Origin of the sequence: Pseudorhodoferax sp. LjRoot39, assembly GCF_964253035.1 — a bacterium.
Classification (GTDB): Bacteria; Pseudomonadota; Gammaproteobacteria; order Burkholderiales; family Burkholderiaceae_C; genus Pseudorhodoferax.
Genome location: NZ_CAXUQL020000001.1, coordinates 4,484,271 through 4,500,452 on the forward strand (window position 1 = coordinate 4,484,271; position 16,182 = coordinate 4,500,452).

At 68.9% G+C, this 16,182-nt stretch carries 17 protein-coding genes; 1 reads left to right on the forward strand and 16 read right to left on the reverse strand.

The window, feature by feature from the left end; genetic code table 11:
• Positions 1-17: 17 nt before the first annotated feature.
• From ACSQ4M_RS20805 to ACSQ4M_RS20850, 10 genes are all read right to left on the reverse strand, one after another.
• Positions 18-680, reverse strand: a complete 663-nt coding sequence (locus tag ACSQ4M_RS20805) for a glutathione S-transferase (protein ID WP_436191322.1) — start codon at positions 678-680, stop codon at positions 18-20.
• Complete coding sequence (gene trhO, locus ACSQ4M_RS20810; RefSeq protein WP_436191323.1) at positions 677-1,603, reverse strand: oxygen-dependent tRNA uridine(34) hydroxylase TrhO; 927 nt, start codon at positions 1,601-1,603, stop codon at positions 677-679. The genes ACSQ4M_RS20805 and trhO overlap by 4 nt, the downstream gene beginning before the upstream one ends.
• A gap of 8 nt (positions 1,604-1,611) precedes the next feature.
• Positions 1,612-1,977 (reverse strand): monovalent cation/H(+) antiporter subunit G, encoded by a 366-nt coding sequence (mnhG, locus tag ACSQ4M_RS20815; protein WP_436191324.1) that lies wholly within the window; start codon positions 1,975-1,977, stop codon positions 1,612-1,614.
• 85 nt (positions 1,978-2,062) lie between these two features.
• The gene (locus ACSQ4M_RS20820) at positions 2,063-2,341 is read right to left on the reverse strand and encodes a K+/H+ antiporter subunit F (protein ID WP_056902739.1); all 279 of its coding nucleotides are present in this window, start codon (positions 2,339-2,341) and stop codon (positions 2,063-2,065) included.
• Positions 2,338-2,844, reverse strand: a complete 507-nt coding sequence (locus ACSQ4M_RS20825) for a Na+/H+ antiporter subunit E (RefSeq protein WP_436191325.1) — start codon at positions 2,842-2,844, stop codon at positions 2,338-2,340. Before ACSQ4M_RS20825 ends, ACSQ4M_RS20820 begins: the two co-directional genes overlap by 4 nt.
• A complete protein-coding gene (locus tag ACSQ4M_RS20830) occupies positions 2,841-4,490 on the reverse strand; it encodes a monovalent cation/H+ antiporter subunit D (protein WP_436194047.1) in 1,650 nt (549 codons plus the stop codon). The genes ACSQ4M_RS20825 and ACSQ4M_RS20830 overlap by 4 nt, the downstream gene beginning before the upstream one ends.
• A gap of 62 nt (positions 4,491-4,552) precedes the next feature.
• Entirely contained in the window at positions 4,553-4,906 is a 354-nt protein-coding gene (locus tag ACSQ4M_RS20835) for a Na+/H+ antiporter subunit C (protein WP_436191326.1), read from the reverse strand.
• 1 nt (position 4,907) lies between these two features.
• Positions 4,908-7,856 (reverse strand): monovalent cation/H+ antiporter subunit A, encoded by a 2,949-nt coding sequence (locus tag ACSQ4M_RS20840; RefSeq protein ID WP_436191327.1) that lies wholly within the window; start codon positions 7,854-7,856, stop codon positions 4,908-4,910.
• 106 nt (positions 7,857-7,962) lie between these two features.
• On the reverse strand, positions 7,963-8,403 hold the full coding sequence (locus tag ACSQ4M_RS20845; protein ID WP_436191328.1) for a VOC family protein: 441 nt from the start codon (positions 8,401-8,403) through the stop codon (positions 7,963-7,965).
• A 1-nt stretch (position 8,404) separates the two neighbouring features.
• Positions 8,405-8,842: a VOC family protein gene (locus ACSQ4M_RS20850; RefSeq protein WP_436191329.1), complete on the reverse strand. Its 438-nt coding sequence runs from the start codon at positions 8,840-8,842 to the stop codon at positions 8,405-8,407.
• A gap of 123 nt (positions 8,843-8,965) precedes the next feature.
• On the opposite strand from ACSQ4M_RS20850, the gene ACSQ4M_RS20855 reads away from it, so the two are divergent.
• A complete protein-coding gene (locus ACSQ4M_RS20855) occupies positions 8,966-10,048 on the forward strand; it encodes a PA0069 family radical SAM protein (protein WP_436191330.1) in 1,083 nt (360 codons plus the stop codon).
• Between the two features lie 40 nt (positions 10,049-10,088).
• Here ACSQ4M_RS20855 and dnaJ read toward each other — a convergent pair whose 3' ends face one another.
• From dnaJ to ACSQ4M_RS20885, 6 genes are all read right to left on the reverse strand, one after another.
• On the reverse strand, positions 10,089-11,234 hold the full coding sequence (dnaJ, locus tag ACSQ4M_RS20860) for a molecular chaperone DnaJ (RefSeq protein ID WP_436191331.1): 1,146 nt from the start codon (positions 11,232-11,234) through the stop codon (positions 10,089-10,091).
• A gap of 92 nt (positions 11,235-11,326) precedes the next feature.
• The gene (gene dnaK / locus ACSQ4M_RS20865; protein WP_436191332.1) at positions 11,327-13,288 is read right to left on the reverse strand and encodes a molecular chaperone DnaK; all 1,962 of its coding nucleotides are present in this window, start codon (positions 13,286-13,288) and stop codon (positions 11,327-11,329) included.
• A gap of 120 nt (positions 13,289-13,408) precedes the next feature.
• Positions 13,409-13,972 (reverse strand): nucleotide exchange factor GrpE, encoded by a 564-nt coding sequence (gene grpE / locus ACSQ4M_RS20870; protein ID WP_436191333.1) that lies wholly within the window; start codon positions 13,970-13,972, stop codon positions 13,409-13,411.
• A 130-nt stretch (positions 13,973-14,102) separates the two neighbouring features.
• Complete coding sequence (locus ACSQ4M_RS20875) at positions 14,103-14,453, reverse strand: FKBP-type peptidyl-prolyl cis-trans isomerase (RefSeq protein ID WP_056666683.1); 351 nt, start codon at positions 14,451-14,453, stop codon at positions 14,103-14,105.
• A 53-nt stretch (positions 14,454-14,506) separates the two neighbouring features.
• Entirely contained in the window at positions 14,507-15,682 is a 1,176-nt protein-coding gene (locus tag ACSQ4M_RS20880) for a fumarylacetoacetate hydrolase family protein (protein ID WP_436191334.1), read from the reverse strand.
• On the reverse strand, positions 15,660-16,031 hold the full coding sequence (locus ACSQ4M_RS20885) for a winged helix-turn-helix transcriptional regulator (RefSeq protein ID WP_436191335.1): 372 nt from the start codon (positions 16,029-16,031) through the stop codon (positions 15,660-15,662). Before ACSQ4M_RS20885 ends, ACSQ4M_RS20880 begins: the two co-directional genes overlap by 23 nt.
• Between the last annotated feature and the right edge of the window lie 151 nt (positions 16,032-16,182).

Genomic DNA, 16,182 nt, shown 5'->3' on the forward strand with positions numbered 1-16,182 from the left:
GGCCGAGCAACGGCCTGTCACGGGGCCGCGGGGCCGAAGACGGTGGGGGCGTCGTCCGGGCGCCAGGGCGCGAACTTCTGCATGGCGCGCGCGAACAGCGGTGTCTGCTGCCAGGCGTGCAGCCAGCGCTGCAACTGCGGCCAGGGCTGTTGGCCGAACCAATCGGGCTGCACGCCGGCGAACTGCCGCACGAAGGGCGCCAGCGCGGCATCCGCCAAGGTGGTGTGCTGCCCGAACAGGAAGGGTGCACTACCCAGCCGTTGCTCCAGTTCGGCGAGGAACGGCTGGCAGCCGTCGCGCGCGGCCAGGCCATCGACCAGGCCGAAGCGCTGCGGGTACTTGTAGCGGTCCAGCAGCGGCTTGAACGCGTTGTCGTTGCACTCCACCAGCGCCAGCATCTGCGCCAGCGTGCCCTGCGTGGGCGCGCACCAGCCGAGCGGGTCGGCGCGGCGCAAGGCCCATTGCATGATGGCCAGGCTCTCGTCGATCACCGTGCCCTCGGGCAGCACCAGCACGGGCACGGTGGCCTTGGGCGAGGCCTCGCGCAGGGCCTGGGGCTTATCGCGCAACACCACCTCGCGCAATTCGCAGGCCTGGCCGGCCGCGAGCAGGGCCAGCCGCGCCCGCATGGCATAGGGGCAGCGGCGGAACGAGTAGAGCAGCGGCAGCGCGGGTGTCACGTCGGACCGGGCAGGCCGATGTGGGCCTGGCCGCGTGCAGCGGCCAGTTCCACCTGCCGCTGGCGCTCGCGGTAGCCCTGGCGCTGGCGGTCGTCGCGCCGGGCGGCGCAGTGCGGGCATTGAACGCCGTCCACGAACAGCGCGCTGGCGCGCTCGTCCGGGCCCAGCGGGTGGCGGCAGGAACGGCACAGGCTGTGCGTGCCGGCGGCCAGGCCGTGGCCCACGGCCACGCGCTCGTCGAACACGAAGCACTCGCCGCGCCAGCGGCTGTGTTCCGGCGGCACCTGTTCGAGGTAGTTCAGGATGCCGCCCTCGAGCTGGTAGACCGCACCGAAGCCCTGGCTGAGCAGCAGGCTGGAGGCTTTCTCGCAGCGGATGCCGCCGGTGCAGAACATGGCCACGGGCGGCTTGCCGTGCAGCAGTCCGCCGGGCTGCTGCTGCGCCTGGACCCAGGCCGGCCAGTCGGTGAAGGCTGCGGTGCCCGGGTCGACCGCGGCATCGAAGCTGCCGACCGCCACTTCGTAGCCGTTGCGCACGTCCAGCAGCACCAGGTCGGGACGCTGCAGCAGCCCGTTCCACTGCGCGGGCGGCACGTGTTCGCCGGTCTGGCCGACCGGGTCCAGGCCTGGCACGCCCAGCGTCACGATCTCGCGCTTGCAGCGCACCTTGAGGCGGTGCAGCGGCACGCCGGCACAGGCTGCGCTGCGTACGGCCAGGCGGGCCAGCCGCGGATCGGCGCGCAGGTGCGCCAGCACCGTCTGCACGGCCTCGGTCTGGCCGGCGATGCTGCCGTTGATGCCCTCTGGCGCCAGCAGGATGTTGCCGCGCACATCCTGCGCCGCGCACAGCGCGCGCAAGGGTTCCACCAGCGCGGCGCAGTCCGGCAAGGTGGCGAAGCAGTAGAACGAGGCGGTGCGTGGCACGGTGCGTTTCAATCGCCGGCGTCGGCTGCCAGGGGCTGGGAGTGGCTGGCGTGTGGCAGGTCCACGCCCTTCTGGCGGTCGCGGAACAGGGCCGCGCGCATCAGGAAGATGGTGGTGACCGGGGCCGTCAGTGCCACGAACAGCGCGATCAGGATGGCGTGCAGGAACAGGTTGGTGCCCTGCACAGAAAAGTAGACGACGGTGGCCAGCATCACGCACCAGGCGCCCGCGGTCGCGCCCAGCGTGGGCGCGTGGATGCGGTTGTAGAAGCTGGGCAGGCGCACCAGGCCGAACGAACCGATGGCGGCAAAGGCGGCGCCGGCCACGGCGAACAGCGCGGTCAGGATCTCGGCCCAGATCGGCAAGGGGTTCATGGCAAGGCCCCCACGCTCGGCACTGCGTGTCCTCGCTGCCCCCCGAGGGGGCGCTTCGCTTGCTTGGGGCGGCCCGGCGCGGCGCTCATTCGATGACCTCCCCGCGCAACAGGAACTTGGCCAGCACCGTGGAACCCACGAAACCGAACAGCGCGATCAGCATGGCCGCCTCGAAGTAGACATTGCTGGTGTAGGTGATGCCCAGCACCAGCATGGTCAGCATGCCGTTGATGTACAGGCAGTCCAGCGCCATCACGCGGTCCTGCGCGGCCGGGCCGACCAGCAGCCGGAACAGCGCGCAGAGCATGGCCACGGCCAGCAGGAACAGGGCGATCTTGAGGCCCCAGAACAGGATGGGGGTCATGGCGTGTTCCCTTCCGGTTGAAAGATTTCCAGCAGCGGGCGCTCGTAGCGCAGCTTCATGCGGGCGATGAAATCGGCCTCGTCCACGAGGTCGAACACATGGATCAGGAGCTTGCTGCGGTCCAGCGAGAGCTCACCCCAGGCCGTGCCTGGCGTCAGGCACATGATCATGGCCAGCACGGCGAGGCCGTTGGGGTCCCGCAGCTCCAGCGGGATGACGACGAAGTAGCTGGTCAGGCGCACGTTGCGCCGTGTCAGCACGATCCACGCCACGTTCTTGGCGGAGACCAGCATGTCGAACAGCGCCGCGCCCGCCAGGTGCAAGGCCACCCGGGGCTTGCGCATGCGCACGGTGGCCGGCCGCAGGCCCTGCGTGATCAGCGGCACCACGAGGGCCAGCACGAAGGCCGACAGCAGCGTGCTGGCGTCCACCGACTGGTGCAGCAGCAGCCAGACCACGAACAGCGTGGCCGACAGCGGGGGCGAGGGCAGCAGCCGCTTCATGGCGTCTTCTCCTTGAACGGCGGCGGTGGCACGGGAGTGGCAGCCATCACGGCCTGGCGGTAGTGCCGGCCGGAGTGCAGCACCTCGGCCGTGGCCTGGGCGTGCTGCATGACGGGGCCGGCGCCGATGGTCAGGCCGATGGCGGCCAGCAGCAGGCCGGCCACCGGCAGCACCTCCAGCGCCGGCAGCGCCGGCATGTTGGCGTGCGGCTGGTTCCAGAAGTAACGGATGCCGGCGCGGCACAGCGCCACCAGCGTCAGGAAGCCGCCCGCGATCAGCAGCACCATGACGGCGATGCCGGCATTGCCCAGCGCGGGCGCCTGCAGCAGGCCAGCCAGCATGGCGAACTTGCCGACGAAGCCCGACAGCGGCGGCAGCCCGGCCAGCAGCAGCGTGCACAGGATGAAGGCCAGGCCCAGGAAAGCCACGCCTGCCGGGATGGCGCGACCGTACAGGGCCTGCGCGTCGTCGTCCAGGTTCACGTCGGACAGGAGGCGCAGGTCTTCGCCGAGGAAGGGCGCGTCGTCGTCGGCCGCATGCGGTGCCACGCTGGAGCCGTTGCGCCAGCGCTCGACGATGTCCACGAGCAGGAACAGCGCGCTGACGGCCAGCGTGGAGCTCATGAGGTAGTACAGCGCGCCGGCCCAGACGGCCGCCTGGCCCAGCCCCACGGCGGCCAGCAGGGTCCCGGCCGAGACCAGCACGCTGTAGCTGGCCAGCAGGGCGAGCCGCTGTGTGCCCAGCACCCCGAGCGCGCCGACGAACAGCGTGACCAGGCCCAGCCCCAGGATCACGGTCTGCCCGAACTGCGCCGATGCGCCGGCGTCCACGCCGAACATCACGCTCCACAGCCGCAGCACGGTGTAGATGCCGAGCTTGGTCAGCAGCGCGAACACCGCACCGACCGGCGCCACCACGCTGCCGTAGGCCGGCACCAGCCAGAAGTTGAGCGGCCAGGCACCGGCCTTGGCGAAGAAGGCCGTGGCCAGGATGGCGGCCGCGGCATGCACGAGGCCGCGGTCGGCCGCGTCGAGCTGGGCGATGCGCTGGCCCAGGTCGGCCATGTTCAGCGTGCCCGTCATGCCGTAGAGCATGGCCGCGCCGATCAGGAACATGGAGGAGGCCGCCAGGTTGATCGCGATGTAGTGCAGCCCGGCCTGCACGCGCTGGCGGCCCGAGCCGTGCAGCAACAGGCCATAGGAGGCGGCCAGCATGACCTCGAAGAACACGAACAGATTGAACAGGTCGCCGGTCAGGAAGGCGCCGTTCAGGCCCATCAGCTGCAGCTGCAGCATGGGGTGGAAATGCACGCCGACGCGGTCCCAGCGCGAGGTGGAGTAGATCGAGGCGGCGAACGCGATCACGCCGGTCAGCGCCACCATCATGGTCGAGAGCCGGTCGGCCACGAGCACGATGCCGAACGGGGCCATCCAGTTGCCGGCGAGGTACACGCCGATGGAACCCGGCCCGTCGCCCGTGGCGGCGGCATTGACCCAGCGCAGCAGCGCCAGCGAGACCAGCATGCCCAAGAGGCCCGAGACCACCGTCAGCGTGGCCTTGGTGCGGCGTTGCCGCTCGTCGAGCAGCAGCATCAGCGCGGCCGTCAGCATGGGCAGCAGGATGGGCACGGCGATCAGGTGCGGCATGCTGAATTCCAGCAGCCGGTCGAGCAGATGCCTGGCGTCGTCGAAGAGCAGGTGCAGGCTGTTCACTCCGGCACCTCGCTGCGCTCCGTCCCATCCACATGGTCGGTGCCCGTCAATCCGCGCGAGGCCAGCATCACGACCAGAAACAGCGCCGTCATCGCGAAGCCGATCACGATGGCCGTCAGCACCAGGGCCTGGGGCATGGGGTCGGCGGTGTTGGCCAGCGTGGCGATCACGCCGGGCACGAGCACGGGCTCGCTGTCGACCTTGAGCCGGCCCATGCTGAAGATGAACAGGTTCACGGCGTAGGAGATCAGCGTCAGGCCCATGATGACCTGGAAGGTGCGCGGGCGCAGCAGCAGGTAGACGCCCGAGCTGGTGAGCACGCCGATGGCGATGGCGAGGACGGCTTCCAAATCAGTGGTCTTCCGTGTTGCCGGAGAGAGCGGCGCGCGCTTCGGCCAGGCGCTGGTCCTGCTCCTCGGACCAGCGGTGGCTGCGCACGCTCTGGTGTGCCAGGCTCGTCAGGATCAGCATGGTGGAGCCCAGCACGAGGGCGAACACGCCGGTGTCGAAGAACAGCGCGCTGGGGATGTGCAGTTCGCCCAGCAGCGGCAGCGTGACGTGGGCCGTGTGCGTGGTCAGGAACGGGTAGTGCAGCACGATGGCACCGGCGCCCGTCGCCAGCGCCAGCAGCAGGCCGACCGCGATCCAGCGGCGCGGGTAGATGCGCAAATGCTCCTCCACCCATTCCGTGCCCGAGACGATGTACTGCAGCAGCAGCGCGACCGACATCACGAGGCCGGCGACGAAGCCGCCGCCCGGCGCGTTGTGGCCACGCAGGAAGAAGTAGACCGACACCAGCACCGCCAGCGGCAGCAGCAGGCGCACCAGCACGGCCGGCACCATGAGGTAGCCGACCGCGGTGTCCTTGGCCAGGCGCGGGTTGAACACGTCGCTGCTGCCGTCGTCGGACTGGGCCAGTTGCTGCGGCGGCAGGGCCATGGATTCGGGCGCGGGGCGGAAGCGGCGCAGCAGCGCATAGACCGTCAGCGCGACGATGCCCAGCACCGTGATCTCGCCGAAGGTGTCGAAGCCACGGAAGTCCACCAGCATCACGTTGACGACGTTGGTGCCACCGCCCTCGGTCAGCGCGCGGTCCAGGAAGAAGGGCGAGATGCTGCCCACCGAATCGCGCGTCATGACCAGCCAGGCCAGCGCCGACATGCCGCAGCCGGCGCCGATGGCGATCGCCAGGTCGCGGCCGCGGCGGCCCCAGGGCAGGATGCGTTCGCGCGCGGACTGCACGACGAACTTGCTGCGCATGGGCAGCCAGCGCAGGCCCAGCAGGATCAGCACGGTGGTGACGGCCTCGACCACGAGCTGCGTGAGCGCGAGGTCGGGTGCGGAGAACCAGATGAAGGTCAGGCAGCAGGTCAGGCCCGCGCCCGAGGCCAGCATCAGCGAGGCCAGCCGGTGGAACTTGGCCTGCCAGGCCGCCCCGATGGCGCAGATGCAGCCGATCACCCAGGTCATCGCGAACATGGGCGAGAACGGCAGCGGCGAACGCTCGCCCTGCGTGACCGGCGTGAACCACAGCGATGCGCCGGCGCCGGCCAGTGCCACGCAGACCAGCAGCAGCAACTGTGTCTGCATCCGGTGCGTCGCGAGCAGGCGGCGGCTGCGGCGGCCGGCTTCGGTGGCGCGGGCCAGCAGGTTCTCGAACACGCGCTGGCCGTCGAAGCGGTGCAGCACCGGCGTGCGCGCCAGCCGGCCGGCTTCGCGCTGGCGGCGCTGTACGAGGTACAGCGCGGCACCGCCGGCCAGCGCCACGAAGCTCATGGCCAGCGGCAGGTTGAAGCCGTGCCAGACCGCCAGGCTGTACTCGGGCAACTCGCCACCGACCACGGGCGCAGCGGCCGCGGCCAGCAAAGGGCCGACCGACCATTCGGGCGCCACGCCCACCACCAGGCAGGCCAGCACCAGCAGTTCGACCGGCACGCGCATCCAGTGCGGCGGCTCGTGCGGCGGCTTGGGCACCGCGCCGATGCACGAGGGACCAAAGAACACGTCGAACACGAAACGCGCCGAGTAGGCGACGCTGAACAGCCCGGCCACCGTGGCCAGCACCGGCAGCGCGCGGTCGACCCAGGGCGTGGACTGCAGGAACACGGTCTCGGCGAAGAACATCTCCTTGGACAGGAAGCCGTTCAGCAGCGGCACGCCAGCCATGGAGGCGCTGGCGATGATGGCCAAGAGGCCCGTGATCGGCATGAGCCTGGCCAGGCCCGAGAGCTTGCGGATGTCGCGCGTGCCGCTCTCGTGGTCGATGATGCCGGCGGCCATGAACAGCGAGGCCTTGAAGGTCGCGTGGTTCATGATGTGGAAGACGGCGGCCACCGTGGCCATGGGGCTGTTCATGCCCAGCAGCAGCGTGATCAGGCCCAGGTGCGAAATCGTCGAGTAGGCCAGCAGGCCCTTGAGGTCGTTCTGGAACATCGCCACGTAGGCGCCCAGCAGCAGCGTGATGGCGCCGGCCCCGCCGACCAGCCAGAACCACTGCTCGGTGCCGGCCAGCGCGGGCCACAGCCGCGCCAGCAGGAACACACCGAGCTTGACCATGGTGGCCGAGTGCAGGTAGGCGGAGATCGGCGTGGGCGCTGCCATGGCGCGCGGCAGCCAGAAGTGGAACGGGAACTGCGCGCTCTTGGTGAAGGCGCCCAGCAGCACCAGCACCAGCGCGGCCGGGTACAGCGCATGGGCCTTGATCTGCGCGCCGGCGGCGAGCACGGCGTCCAGCTCGTAGCTGCCCGCGATGCGGCCGATCAGCAGCACGCCGGCGAACAGGCACAGCCCGCCCGCGCCCGTGACCGTGAGCGCCATGCGCGCGCCGCGGCGTGCGTCCTTGCGGTGGTGCCAGTAGCCGATCAACAGGAACGAGAACAGGCTCGTGAGCTCCCAGAACAACACCATCTGCACCAGGTTGCCCGACAGCACCACGCCCATCATGGAACCCATGAAGGCCAGGAAGAACGAAAAGAAGCGCGGCACCGGGTCGGAGGCCGACAGGTAGTAGCGCGCGTACAGCACCACCAGCGTGCCGATGCCGGTGACCAGCATGCCGAACAGCCAGGCGAAGCCGTCCAGGCGGAACACGAGGTTCACGCCCAGCGTGGGCAGCCACAGGTACTCCTCGCGCAGCAGGTTGCCGCCGGTGACCTGCGGGAACTGCATGCCCAGGTGGAGCGCACAGCCCAGCGCCACCAGGCCGGCCAGCGTCGCCTCGCGGTTGCGGGCCGTCGACGGCATGAACATCGCGAGGACACTGCCGAGGAAGGGGACGAGGACGAGCAGGGCCAGGGACATCGCGATCAATTTTATCGATGGGCGAAGCCCTTCCCTTTGGCGTTTCCCTCGTGACGAAAGCTTTTTCCAAGCTTGCGCCGGGCGGCAGCCACTGGTCAGGTGCGCATCAGGCCCCTGTGGCCCAGGGATCGTAGTTGCCGAAGTTCCAGATATGGCCCTCCGGGTCGGCGCAGGTGAAGCCGCGCGCGCCGTAGTCCTCGTCCTTGATCTCCAGCAGGATCTTCGCCCCAGCGGCCTTGGCGCGCGCATAGACCGCGTCGGGGTCGGACACCACGATGAAGGCGCTCTGCGTCTCGGCGCCGCCGATCTCGTCAGGCTGGCGGATCAAGCGGCCCCAGGGCGTGGGCTCGTCGCTCACAGCGCCCAGCATCACCATGCCATTGCCGAACACGAGCTGCGCATGGGCGACCTGGCCCTTGTCGTCCAGGTGGACCGCATGACGCTCGAAGCCGAAGCTCGTGCAGAGCCAGTCGATCGCGGCCAGCGCGTCGCGGTAGCGCAGGCAGGGGATCACGCTGGAACGTGCGGGAAGGGCGGGGGAGGCCATGTCAGGTCTTGCTGCTGCAGTTGACCATCCAGCAGATGCCGAAGCGGTCGGTCAGGCTGCCGAAGTAGTCGCCCCAGAACATCTGCTGCAGCGGCATCTGGACCGTGCCGCCCTCTGACAGCGCGGCGAACAGCCTGTCGGTGTCGGCGCGCGTGTCGGGTTCCAGGTTGATGTGCACGTTGTTGCCCTGGTGGAGCTGGAACCCCATGGACTCGGGTGCGTCCGTGCCCATCAGCACATGCTCGCCCAGGGTGGCGAGTTCCACGTGCATCACGAGTTGCTTGTCGACCTCGGACAGCGGTGGCTGGCCCGGCATGGCGGGCGCCTCGCCCATGCGGCGCACGCCGCCGATGAAGTCGCCACCGAACACGCTGCGGTAGAAGTCGAAGGCTTCCTCGGTCTGGCGGTTGAAGTTGAGGTAGGTACTGACGCGGGCCATGGAAACTCCTGTGGAGGGTTGGGGGAACAGGTGCACGACGCCCCGACGGGCCGGAAATCGACAGCGGCGCTTGCCGTACACGGGACCGCTCAATATACTGGTTAAACAACCAGTATTCAAGCCATGGCCACCGAGACCACCATCCCTATCGCGGCGCTCAAGGGCCGCGGCGCCGCCACGCGGATCGCGCACCGCTTCGCCAAGGACGCCCGCGACGCCTTCGACGATGGCTGGGGCACGTTGCAGGCCGATGACGCTGCGCCCTTGCAGACCGAGGTCATCTTCGAGGAGGCCAAGAGCGCGATCGTGCAGCAGCAGTCGCCGGACATCTACTTCGAGCAGTCGATCAATCCCTACCGCGGTTGCGAGCACGGGTGCATTTACTGCTTTGCCCGGCCCACGCACAGCTACCTGAACCTCTCGCCCGGCCTGGACTTCGAGACCAAGATCATCGCCAAGCGCAACATTGCGCAGCTGTTGCGCGCCGAGCTGGCGCGGCCGCGCTACGTGCCGCAGGGCCTGGTGATCGGGGTGGTCACGGATTGCTACCAGCCGGTGGAGCGCGAACTCAAGCTCACGCGCAGCGTGATCGAGGTCTTGCAGGAGGCGCAGCACGCCTTCTCGCTGATCACCAAGTCCAGCGGCGTGGAGCGTGACATGGATCTGCTGGCACCCATGGCTGCGCAACAACTGGCCGCCGTCTACGTGACCATCACCACACTGGACGCCGGGCTCGCGCGCACGCTGGAGCCGCGCGCCGCCTCGCCGCAGCGCCGGCTGCGCACCATCCGCACGCTGGCCGAGGCGGGCGTGCCCGTGGGCGTGAGCGTGGCGCCGCAGATCCCCTTCGTGACCGACGACATGGAGCAGGTGCTGGCCGCGGCCTGGGACGCCGGCGCGCGCAGCGCGTTCTACACCGTGCTGCGCCTGCCCTGGGAGGTGGCGCCGCTGTTCCGCGAATGGCTGGCGCTGCACCTGCCCGACCGGGCCGAGCGCGTGATGGCGCGCGTGCAGGAGATGCGCGGCGGCAAGGACTACGACAGCGACTTCGCCACGCGCATGAAGGGCAGCGGCATCTGGGCCGAGCTGATCCGCCAGCGCTTCGAGAAGGCCTGCGCGAAGCTGGGCTTCAACCGCGAGCGCGCGGCAGCCGACCTGGGCCTGTTCCGTCGGCCGGCGCTGGACGGGCAGGCCAGCCTGTTCTGAGCCCCAAAAGAAAACGCGGGCCCGGGGCCCGCGTCGTTCATCAAGCGCTGAAGAACTTCTTCAGCCGGTCGGTCCAGCTGTCGCCGGACGGCGAATGCTTGCCGCCGCCCTTGCGCAGCGAGTCTTCCAGCTCGCGCAGCAGCTTGCGCTGGTGCTCGGTCAGCTTGACCGGCGTCTCCACCGCGATGTGGCAGTACAGGTCGCCCGGGTAGCTCTCGCGCACGCCCTTGATGCCCTTGCCGCGCAGGCGGAACTGCTTGCCGGCCTGCGTGCCTTCGGGGATGTCGATGGCCGCCTTGCCCGACAGCGTGGGCACCTCGATCTCGCCACCCAGCGCCGCCGTGATGAAGCTCACGGGCACGGTGCAGTGCAGGTCGCCGCCGTCGCGCTCGAAGATGTCGTGCTTCTTGATGCGCATCTCGATGTACAGGTCGCCCGGCGGGCCGCCATTGGACCCGGGCTCGCCGTTGCCGACCGAGCGGATGCGCATGCCATCGTCGATGCCGGCGGGGATCTTCACCTCCAGCGTCTTCTGCTTCTTGATCTTGCCCTGGCCATGGCAGGCGCTGCATGGCTCGGGAATGATCTTGCCGGTGCCGCGGCAGGTCGGGCAGGTCTGCTGCACGCTGAAGAAGCCCTGGCGCATCTGCACCGCACCCTGGCCGTTGCAGGTGGTACAGGTCTTGGGCTGGGTGCCGGGCTTGGCGCCGCTGCCGTGGCAGGTGTCGCAGGCTTCCCAGCTCGGGATGCGGATCTGCGCGTCCTTGCCGCGGGCCGCTTCTTCCAGCGTGACTTCCATCGCATAGGACAGGTCGCTGCCGCGGAACACCTGGCGGCCGCCAGCGCCGGCGCGCCCGCGCTGCTGGCCGAACATGTCGCCGAAGATGTCGCCGAAGGCCTCGGCGAAGCCGCCGAAGCCTTCCGCGCCAGCGCCACCGGGGCCGCGCATGTTCGGGTCCACGCCGGCATGGCCGAACTGGTCGTAGGCCGAGCGCTTCTGCGCATCGGTCAGCATCTCGTAGGCCTCTTTGGCCTCCTTGAACTTCTCTTCGGCGGTCTTGGCGGTGTCACCCTGGTTGCGGTCGGGGTGGTGCTTCATCGCCAGCTTGCGATAGGCTTTCTTGATCTCGTCTTCCGAGGCGTTCTTGGGCACCCCGAGGACTTCGTAGTAATCGCGTTTGGACATGGTTCGTTCGGGTCGGCTCTGCGCGCTCGGTCAAACGGGAACGCCGCGTGCAACCTCTGGGTGGCTGCAGCGCGGCGTACGGGTGGGTCGGATCAGCCCTTCTTGACTTCCTTCACCTCGGCGTCGACGACATCGTCGTCGGCCGGCTTGGCCGAGGCCTGTTGCTCTCCGGCACCCGGTGCTGCACCGGCACCGGCGCCAGCCGCAGCACCTTCGGCCGCCTGCTTGGCCTGCATGTCGGCGTAGACCTTCTCACCCAGCTTGGCCGAGGCCGTCATCAGCGCGGTGGTCTTCTCGTCGATGGCGGCCTTGTCCTCGCCCTTGAGGGCCTCGTCCAGCGCCTTCAGGGCAGTCTCGATGGCTTCCTTCTCTGCGGCCTCGAGCTTGTCGCCGTGCTCGGCCAGACTCTTCTTCACGCTGTGCGCCGAAGCCTCGCCCTGGTTGCGGGCCTGGATCAACTCCAGCTTCTTCTTGTCGTCGGCCGCGTTGAGCTCGGCATCCTTCACCATCTGCTGGATCTCGGCCTCGGACAGGCCGGAGTTCGCCTTGATGGTGATCTTGTTTTCCTTGCCCGTGCCCTTGTCCTTGGCGCCCACGTGCAGGATGCCGTTGGCGTCGATGTCGAAGGACACCTCGATCTGCGGCGTGCCACGGGCGGCCGGCGGGATGCCTTCGAGGTTGAACTCGCCCAGCAGCTTGTTGCCGGTGGCCATCTCGCGCTCGCCCTGGAACACCTTGATCGTCACGGCCGGCTGGTTGTCGTCGGCGGTCGAGAAGGTCTGCGCGAACTTCGTCGGGATGGTGGTGTTCTTGGTGATCATCTTGGTCATCACACCACCCAGCGTCTCGATGCCCAGCGACAGCGGCGTCACGTCCAGCAGCAGCACGTCCTTGCGGTCACCCGACAGCACCTGGCCCTGGATGGCCGCGCCCACGGCGACGGCTTCATCGGGGTTCACGTCCTTGCGCGGCTCGCGGCCGAAGAACTCCTTGACCTTCTCCTGCACCTTGGGCATGCGGGTCATGCCGCCGACCAGGATCACGTCGTGGATGTCGGCCACCGACACGCCAGCGTCCTTGATCGCGGTGCGGCAGGGCGCGATCGTGCGCTCGATCAGCTCTTCGACCAGGGCCTCGAGCTTGGCGCGCGACAGCTTGATGTTCAGGTGCTTGGGACCGGAGGCATCGGCCGTCACGTACGGCAGGTTGATGTCGGTCGCGGCGCTGTTGGACAGCTCGATCTTGGCCTTCTCGGCGGCTTCCTTCAGGCGCTGCAGGGCCAGCACGTCCTTGGACAGGTCCACGCCCTGTTCCTTTTTGAACTCGGCAATGATGTAGTCGATGATGCGCTGGTCGAAGTCTTCGCCGCCCAGGAAGGTGTCGCCGTTGGTGGACAGCACTTCGAACTGCTTCTCGCCATCGACATCGGCAATCTCGATGATGGACACGTCGAAGGTGCCGCCACCCAGGTCATAGACGGCGATCTTGCGGTCGCCCTTTTCCTGCTTGTCCATGCCGAAGGCCAGCGCGGCGGCCGTCGGCTCGTTGATGATGCGCTTGACTTCCAGGCCGGCGATGCGGCCGGCGTCCTTGGTGGCCTGGCGCTGGGCGTCGTTGAAGTAGGCCGGCACCGTGATCACGGCTTCGGTCACGGGCTCGCCCAGGTAGTCCTCGGCGGTCTTCTTCATCTTGCGCAGGATGTCGGCGGAGACCTGCTGGGCAGAGATCTTGTTGCCGCGCACCTGCACCCAGGCGTCGCCGTTGTCGGCGGCCACGATCTGGTAGGGCATCAGGTCGATGTCCTTCTGCACTTCCTTCTCGGTGAACTTGCGGCCGATCAGGCGCTTCACCGCGTACAGCGTGTTCTTGGGGTTGGTCACGGCCTGGCGCTTGGCCGAGGCGCCGACCAGCACTTCGCCGTCTTCCTGGTAGGCGACGATGGAAGGCGTGGTGCGCGCGCCTTCGGAGTTCTCGATCACCTTGGGGGTGTTGCCTTCGATGATGGACACGCAGCTGTTGGTGGTGCCGAGGTCGATGCCGATGATTCTTGCCATGTTGGTTTCTCCTGCTCTTCCTGAGATATGGGGTGACTGTTGGCCTCTTGGCCGACTGTTGCTAACGTGTGGATAACCCGGTGGGTTTCAAGGGGACTTCGTGTGGATCGCCGGTGCAGATCACTGCGGCGCCGCCACCGTCACCAGCGCCGGGCGCAGCACGCGCTCGGCAATCAGGTAGCCCTTTTGCAGCACGCTGACCACGGTGTTGGCTTCCTGCCCGGTGCCGGGCACCATGCTGATGGCCTGGTGCTGGTGCGGATCGAACTTCTCGCCGACGGCGGGGTTGATCTGCAGCACCTTGTTGCGCTCCAGCGCGCTCTTGAGCTGGCGCAGCGTGGCCTCTGCGCCTTCGCGCACCTGGGCGATCGTCGCATCGGTGTGCGACAGGCCGGTCTCCAGGCTGTCCATCACGGGCAGCAGGCTCTCGGCAAAGCCCTCGACGGCGAACTTGCGCGACTTGGCGATCTCGTCCTCGGCGCGGCGGCGGGCGTTCTCGGCCTCGGCCTTGGCGCGCAGGAACTGGTCGGCCAACTCGGCGCTCTTGGCCTTCAGCGTGGCCAGTTCGGCCTGGGTCTGGGCCAGCACATCGGCCTCGGTGGCGAATGCCGCGGCCTCGCGTTCCTCAGCGGTGTAAGGAGAAGGCTCGGCGGACTTGTCGTTCGGTTGGGTCGGGTCTGTCATGCGCTTGAATGGCTTGAAAAAGGTCACAACGGCTAACAGTTAGGGATTGACCCTGTCGTTTCAAGGGTCGACCCGCACGGAAGGCGAAAAAAAGCCGGCGAGTTGCCGGCCCGTGCGGTGCTGGCCGCGCTCAGGAGACGGCCAGCAGTTCCACGTCGAACTTGAGCGTGGCGTTCGGCGGGATCACGCCGCCGGCGCCGCGTGCGCCGTAGCCCAGCTCGGCCGGGATGATCAGCGTGCGCTGGCCACCGACCTTCATGCCGGCCACGCCCTCGTCCCAGCCGCGGATGACCATGCCGGCGCCCAGGCCGAATTCGAAGGGGTCGTTGCGGTCGCGGCTGGAGTCGAACTTGGCGCCTTGTGCGCCGTCCTGGTAGAGCCAGCCCGTGTAGTGCACGGTCACGTGCTGGCCGGGCTTGGCCTCGGCGCCGGAGCCCACGGTGGTGTCCTCGAATTGCAGGCCGGAAGCGGTGGTCGTCATGTGGGCTCCTGAAAGTGCAGGCGCCCCGAAGAGGGGCGCCGAAAAGCCGCGGATTATGCCAGCAGACCCCGTCGGCCCAGGTCGCGCATCAGCGCGCCGGCGCCGTAGGTCCAGGGGGCGATCCGGTCGCTGTGGTTGACGCGGTTGGCCAGGAGGCCCAGGCGCGGCGTGGCCACCGTGACCACGTCGCCGATGGCGTGCGTGAAGCCCTGGCCCGGCCCATGGCGGTCCTGCGTGGGCGCGAACATGGTTCCGAGGAACAGCACCAGGCCGTCGGGGTACTGGTGGTTCTTGCCGATGGCCTGGCCCGCCAGGTCCAGCGGGTCACGGCTGATCCTGGTCAGGCTGCTGGCCCCGTCCATCGCGAAGCCGTCTTCGCCCGTCACGCGCATGGACAGGTCCGTGCAGCGCACGTCGTCGATGCCGAAGCGTTCGTCGAACAAGCGGATGAACGGGCCGATCGCGCAGGAGCCGTTGTTGTCCTTGGCCTTGCCCAGCAGCAGCGCGCTGCGGCCCTCGAAGTCGCGCAGGTTCACGTCATTGCCCAGCGCCGCACCCTTGACGCGGCCGTTGCTGTCGATGGCCAGCACGACCTCGGGTTCGGGGTTGTTCCAGGCGCTGCCGGGGTGGATGCCGACCTCCGCGCCCGTGCCCACGGCACTGAGCGGCTGCGACTTGGTGAAGATCTCGGCGTCCGGGCCGATGCCCACTTCCAGGTACTGCGACCAGGCGCCCTGGGCGATCAGCACCTCCTTGAGCCGCATGGCCTCGTCCGATCCAGGGCGGATGCTGGCCAGGTTGTCGCCGATCACGCCGACCACGGCGCGGCGCACGGCCTCGGCACGGCCGGCGTCGCCGCGGGCCTGCTCCTCGATCACGCGCTCGAGCATGGACGCCACGAAGGTCACGCCGGCGGCCTTGACGGCCTGCAGATCGCAGGGCGCCAGCAGCCAGGGCAGGGCGGGATCGCGTGCGTCCCAGGCCGAATTGGCCAGCACGGCCGCGGTGTCGGCGATGCGCTCGCCGCCGTGTTCGCGTACGGCCGCGGCCGGGTCGTCGTGCTCGAGCAGCGCGCTGCAGGTCGGGTCCAGGCGCGACAGGTCGTACACGCCGTCGGCGCGTACCTGGACCAGCACGGCACCCAGGCCCTCCTGCCAGACGCGGCCGATCAGCACGGCGTCTGCGTGGTCCTGGGGCAGCACGGCTTCAGGCCGCAGGTGGTGGTGCATCGGGTTCTTCTCCGTCGGTGGTGGGGGGTGTCGTGGTGGTGGGCGCCTTGCGCGGCCGGCCCGCCGCCCACTTCTGGGCGAAGGCCGGCAATTCCCCGAGCCGGCGGACCAGGTCGGTGCCGGCCGGCGTGAGCAGGTAGCCGTCGCTGCCGTGCGTGAGCAGGCCGGCCTCGCGCATCTCCTTGATGCGCGTGTTCAGCGTGTTGGGCGTGACGCCGCCCACGCTGTCCTGCAGCAGCCGGAAGGTCTGGGCATGGCCATCGCGCAGGGCCCACAGCACCCGCATGGCGTAGCGGGCCTCGAGCAGGGCCAGCAGCAGGAAGATCGCCGGCTTGTCCCGCGGGCTCACTGGTGCACCCTTCGGTCTGCGGCCTGTCCCGCCAAGCGGGAGCGAGCTTGCTTGGGGCGGCCCGGCGCGGCGCTCACGTGCGCCTTCCTCGGCGGGCAAGAGGGGCACGGTGCTGTGCTGAGGGCATCGACAAATTGTGCCAGCGGCGTAT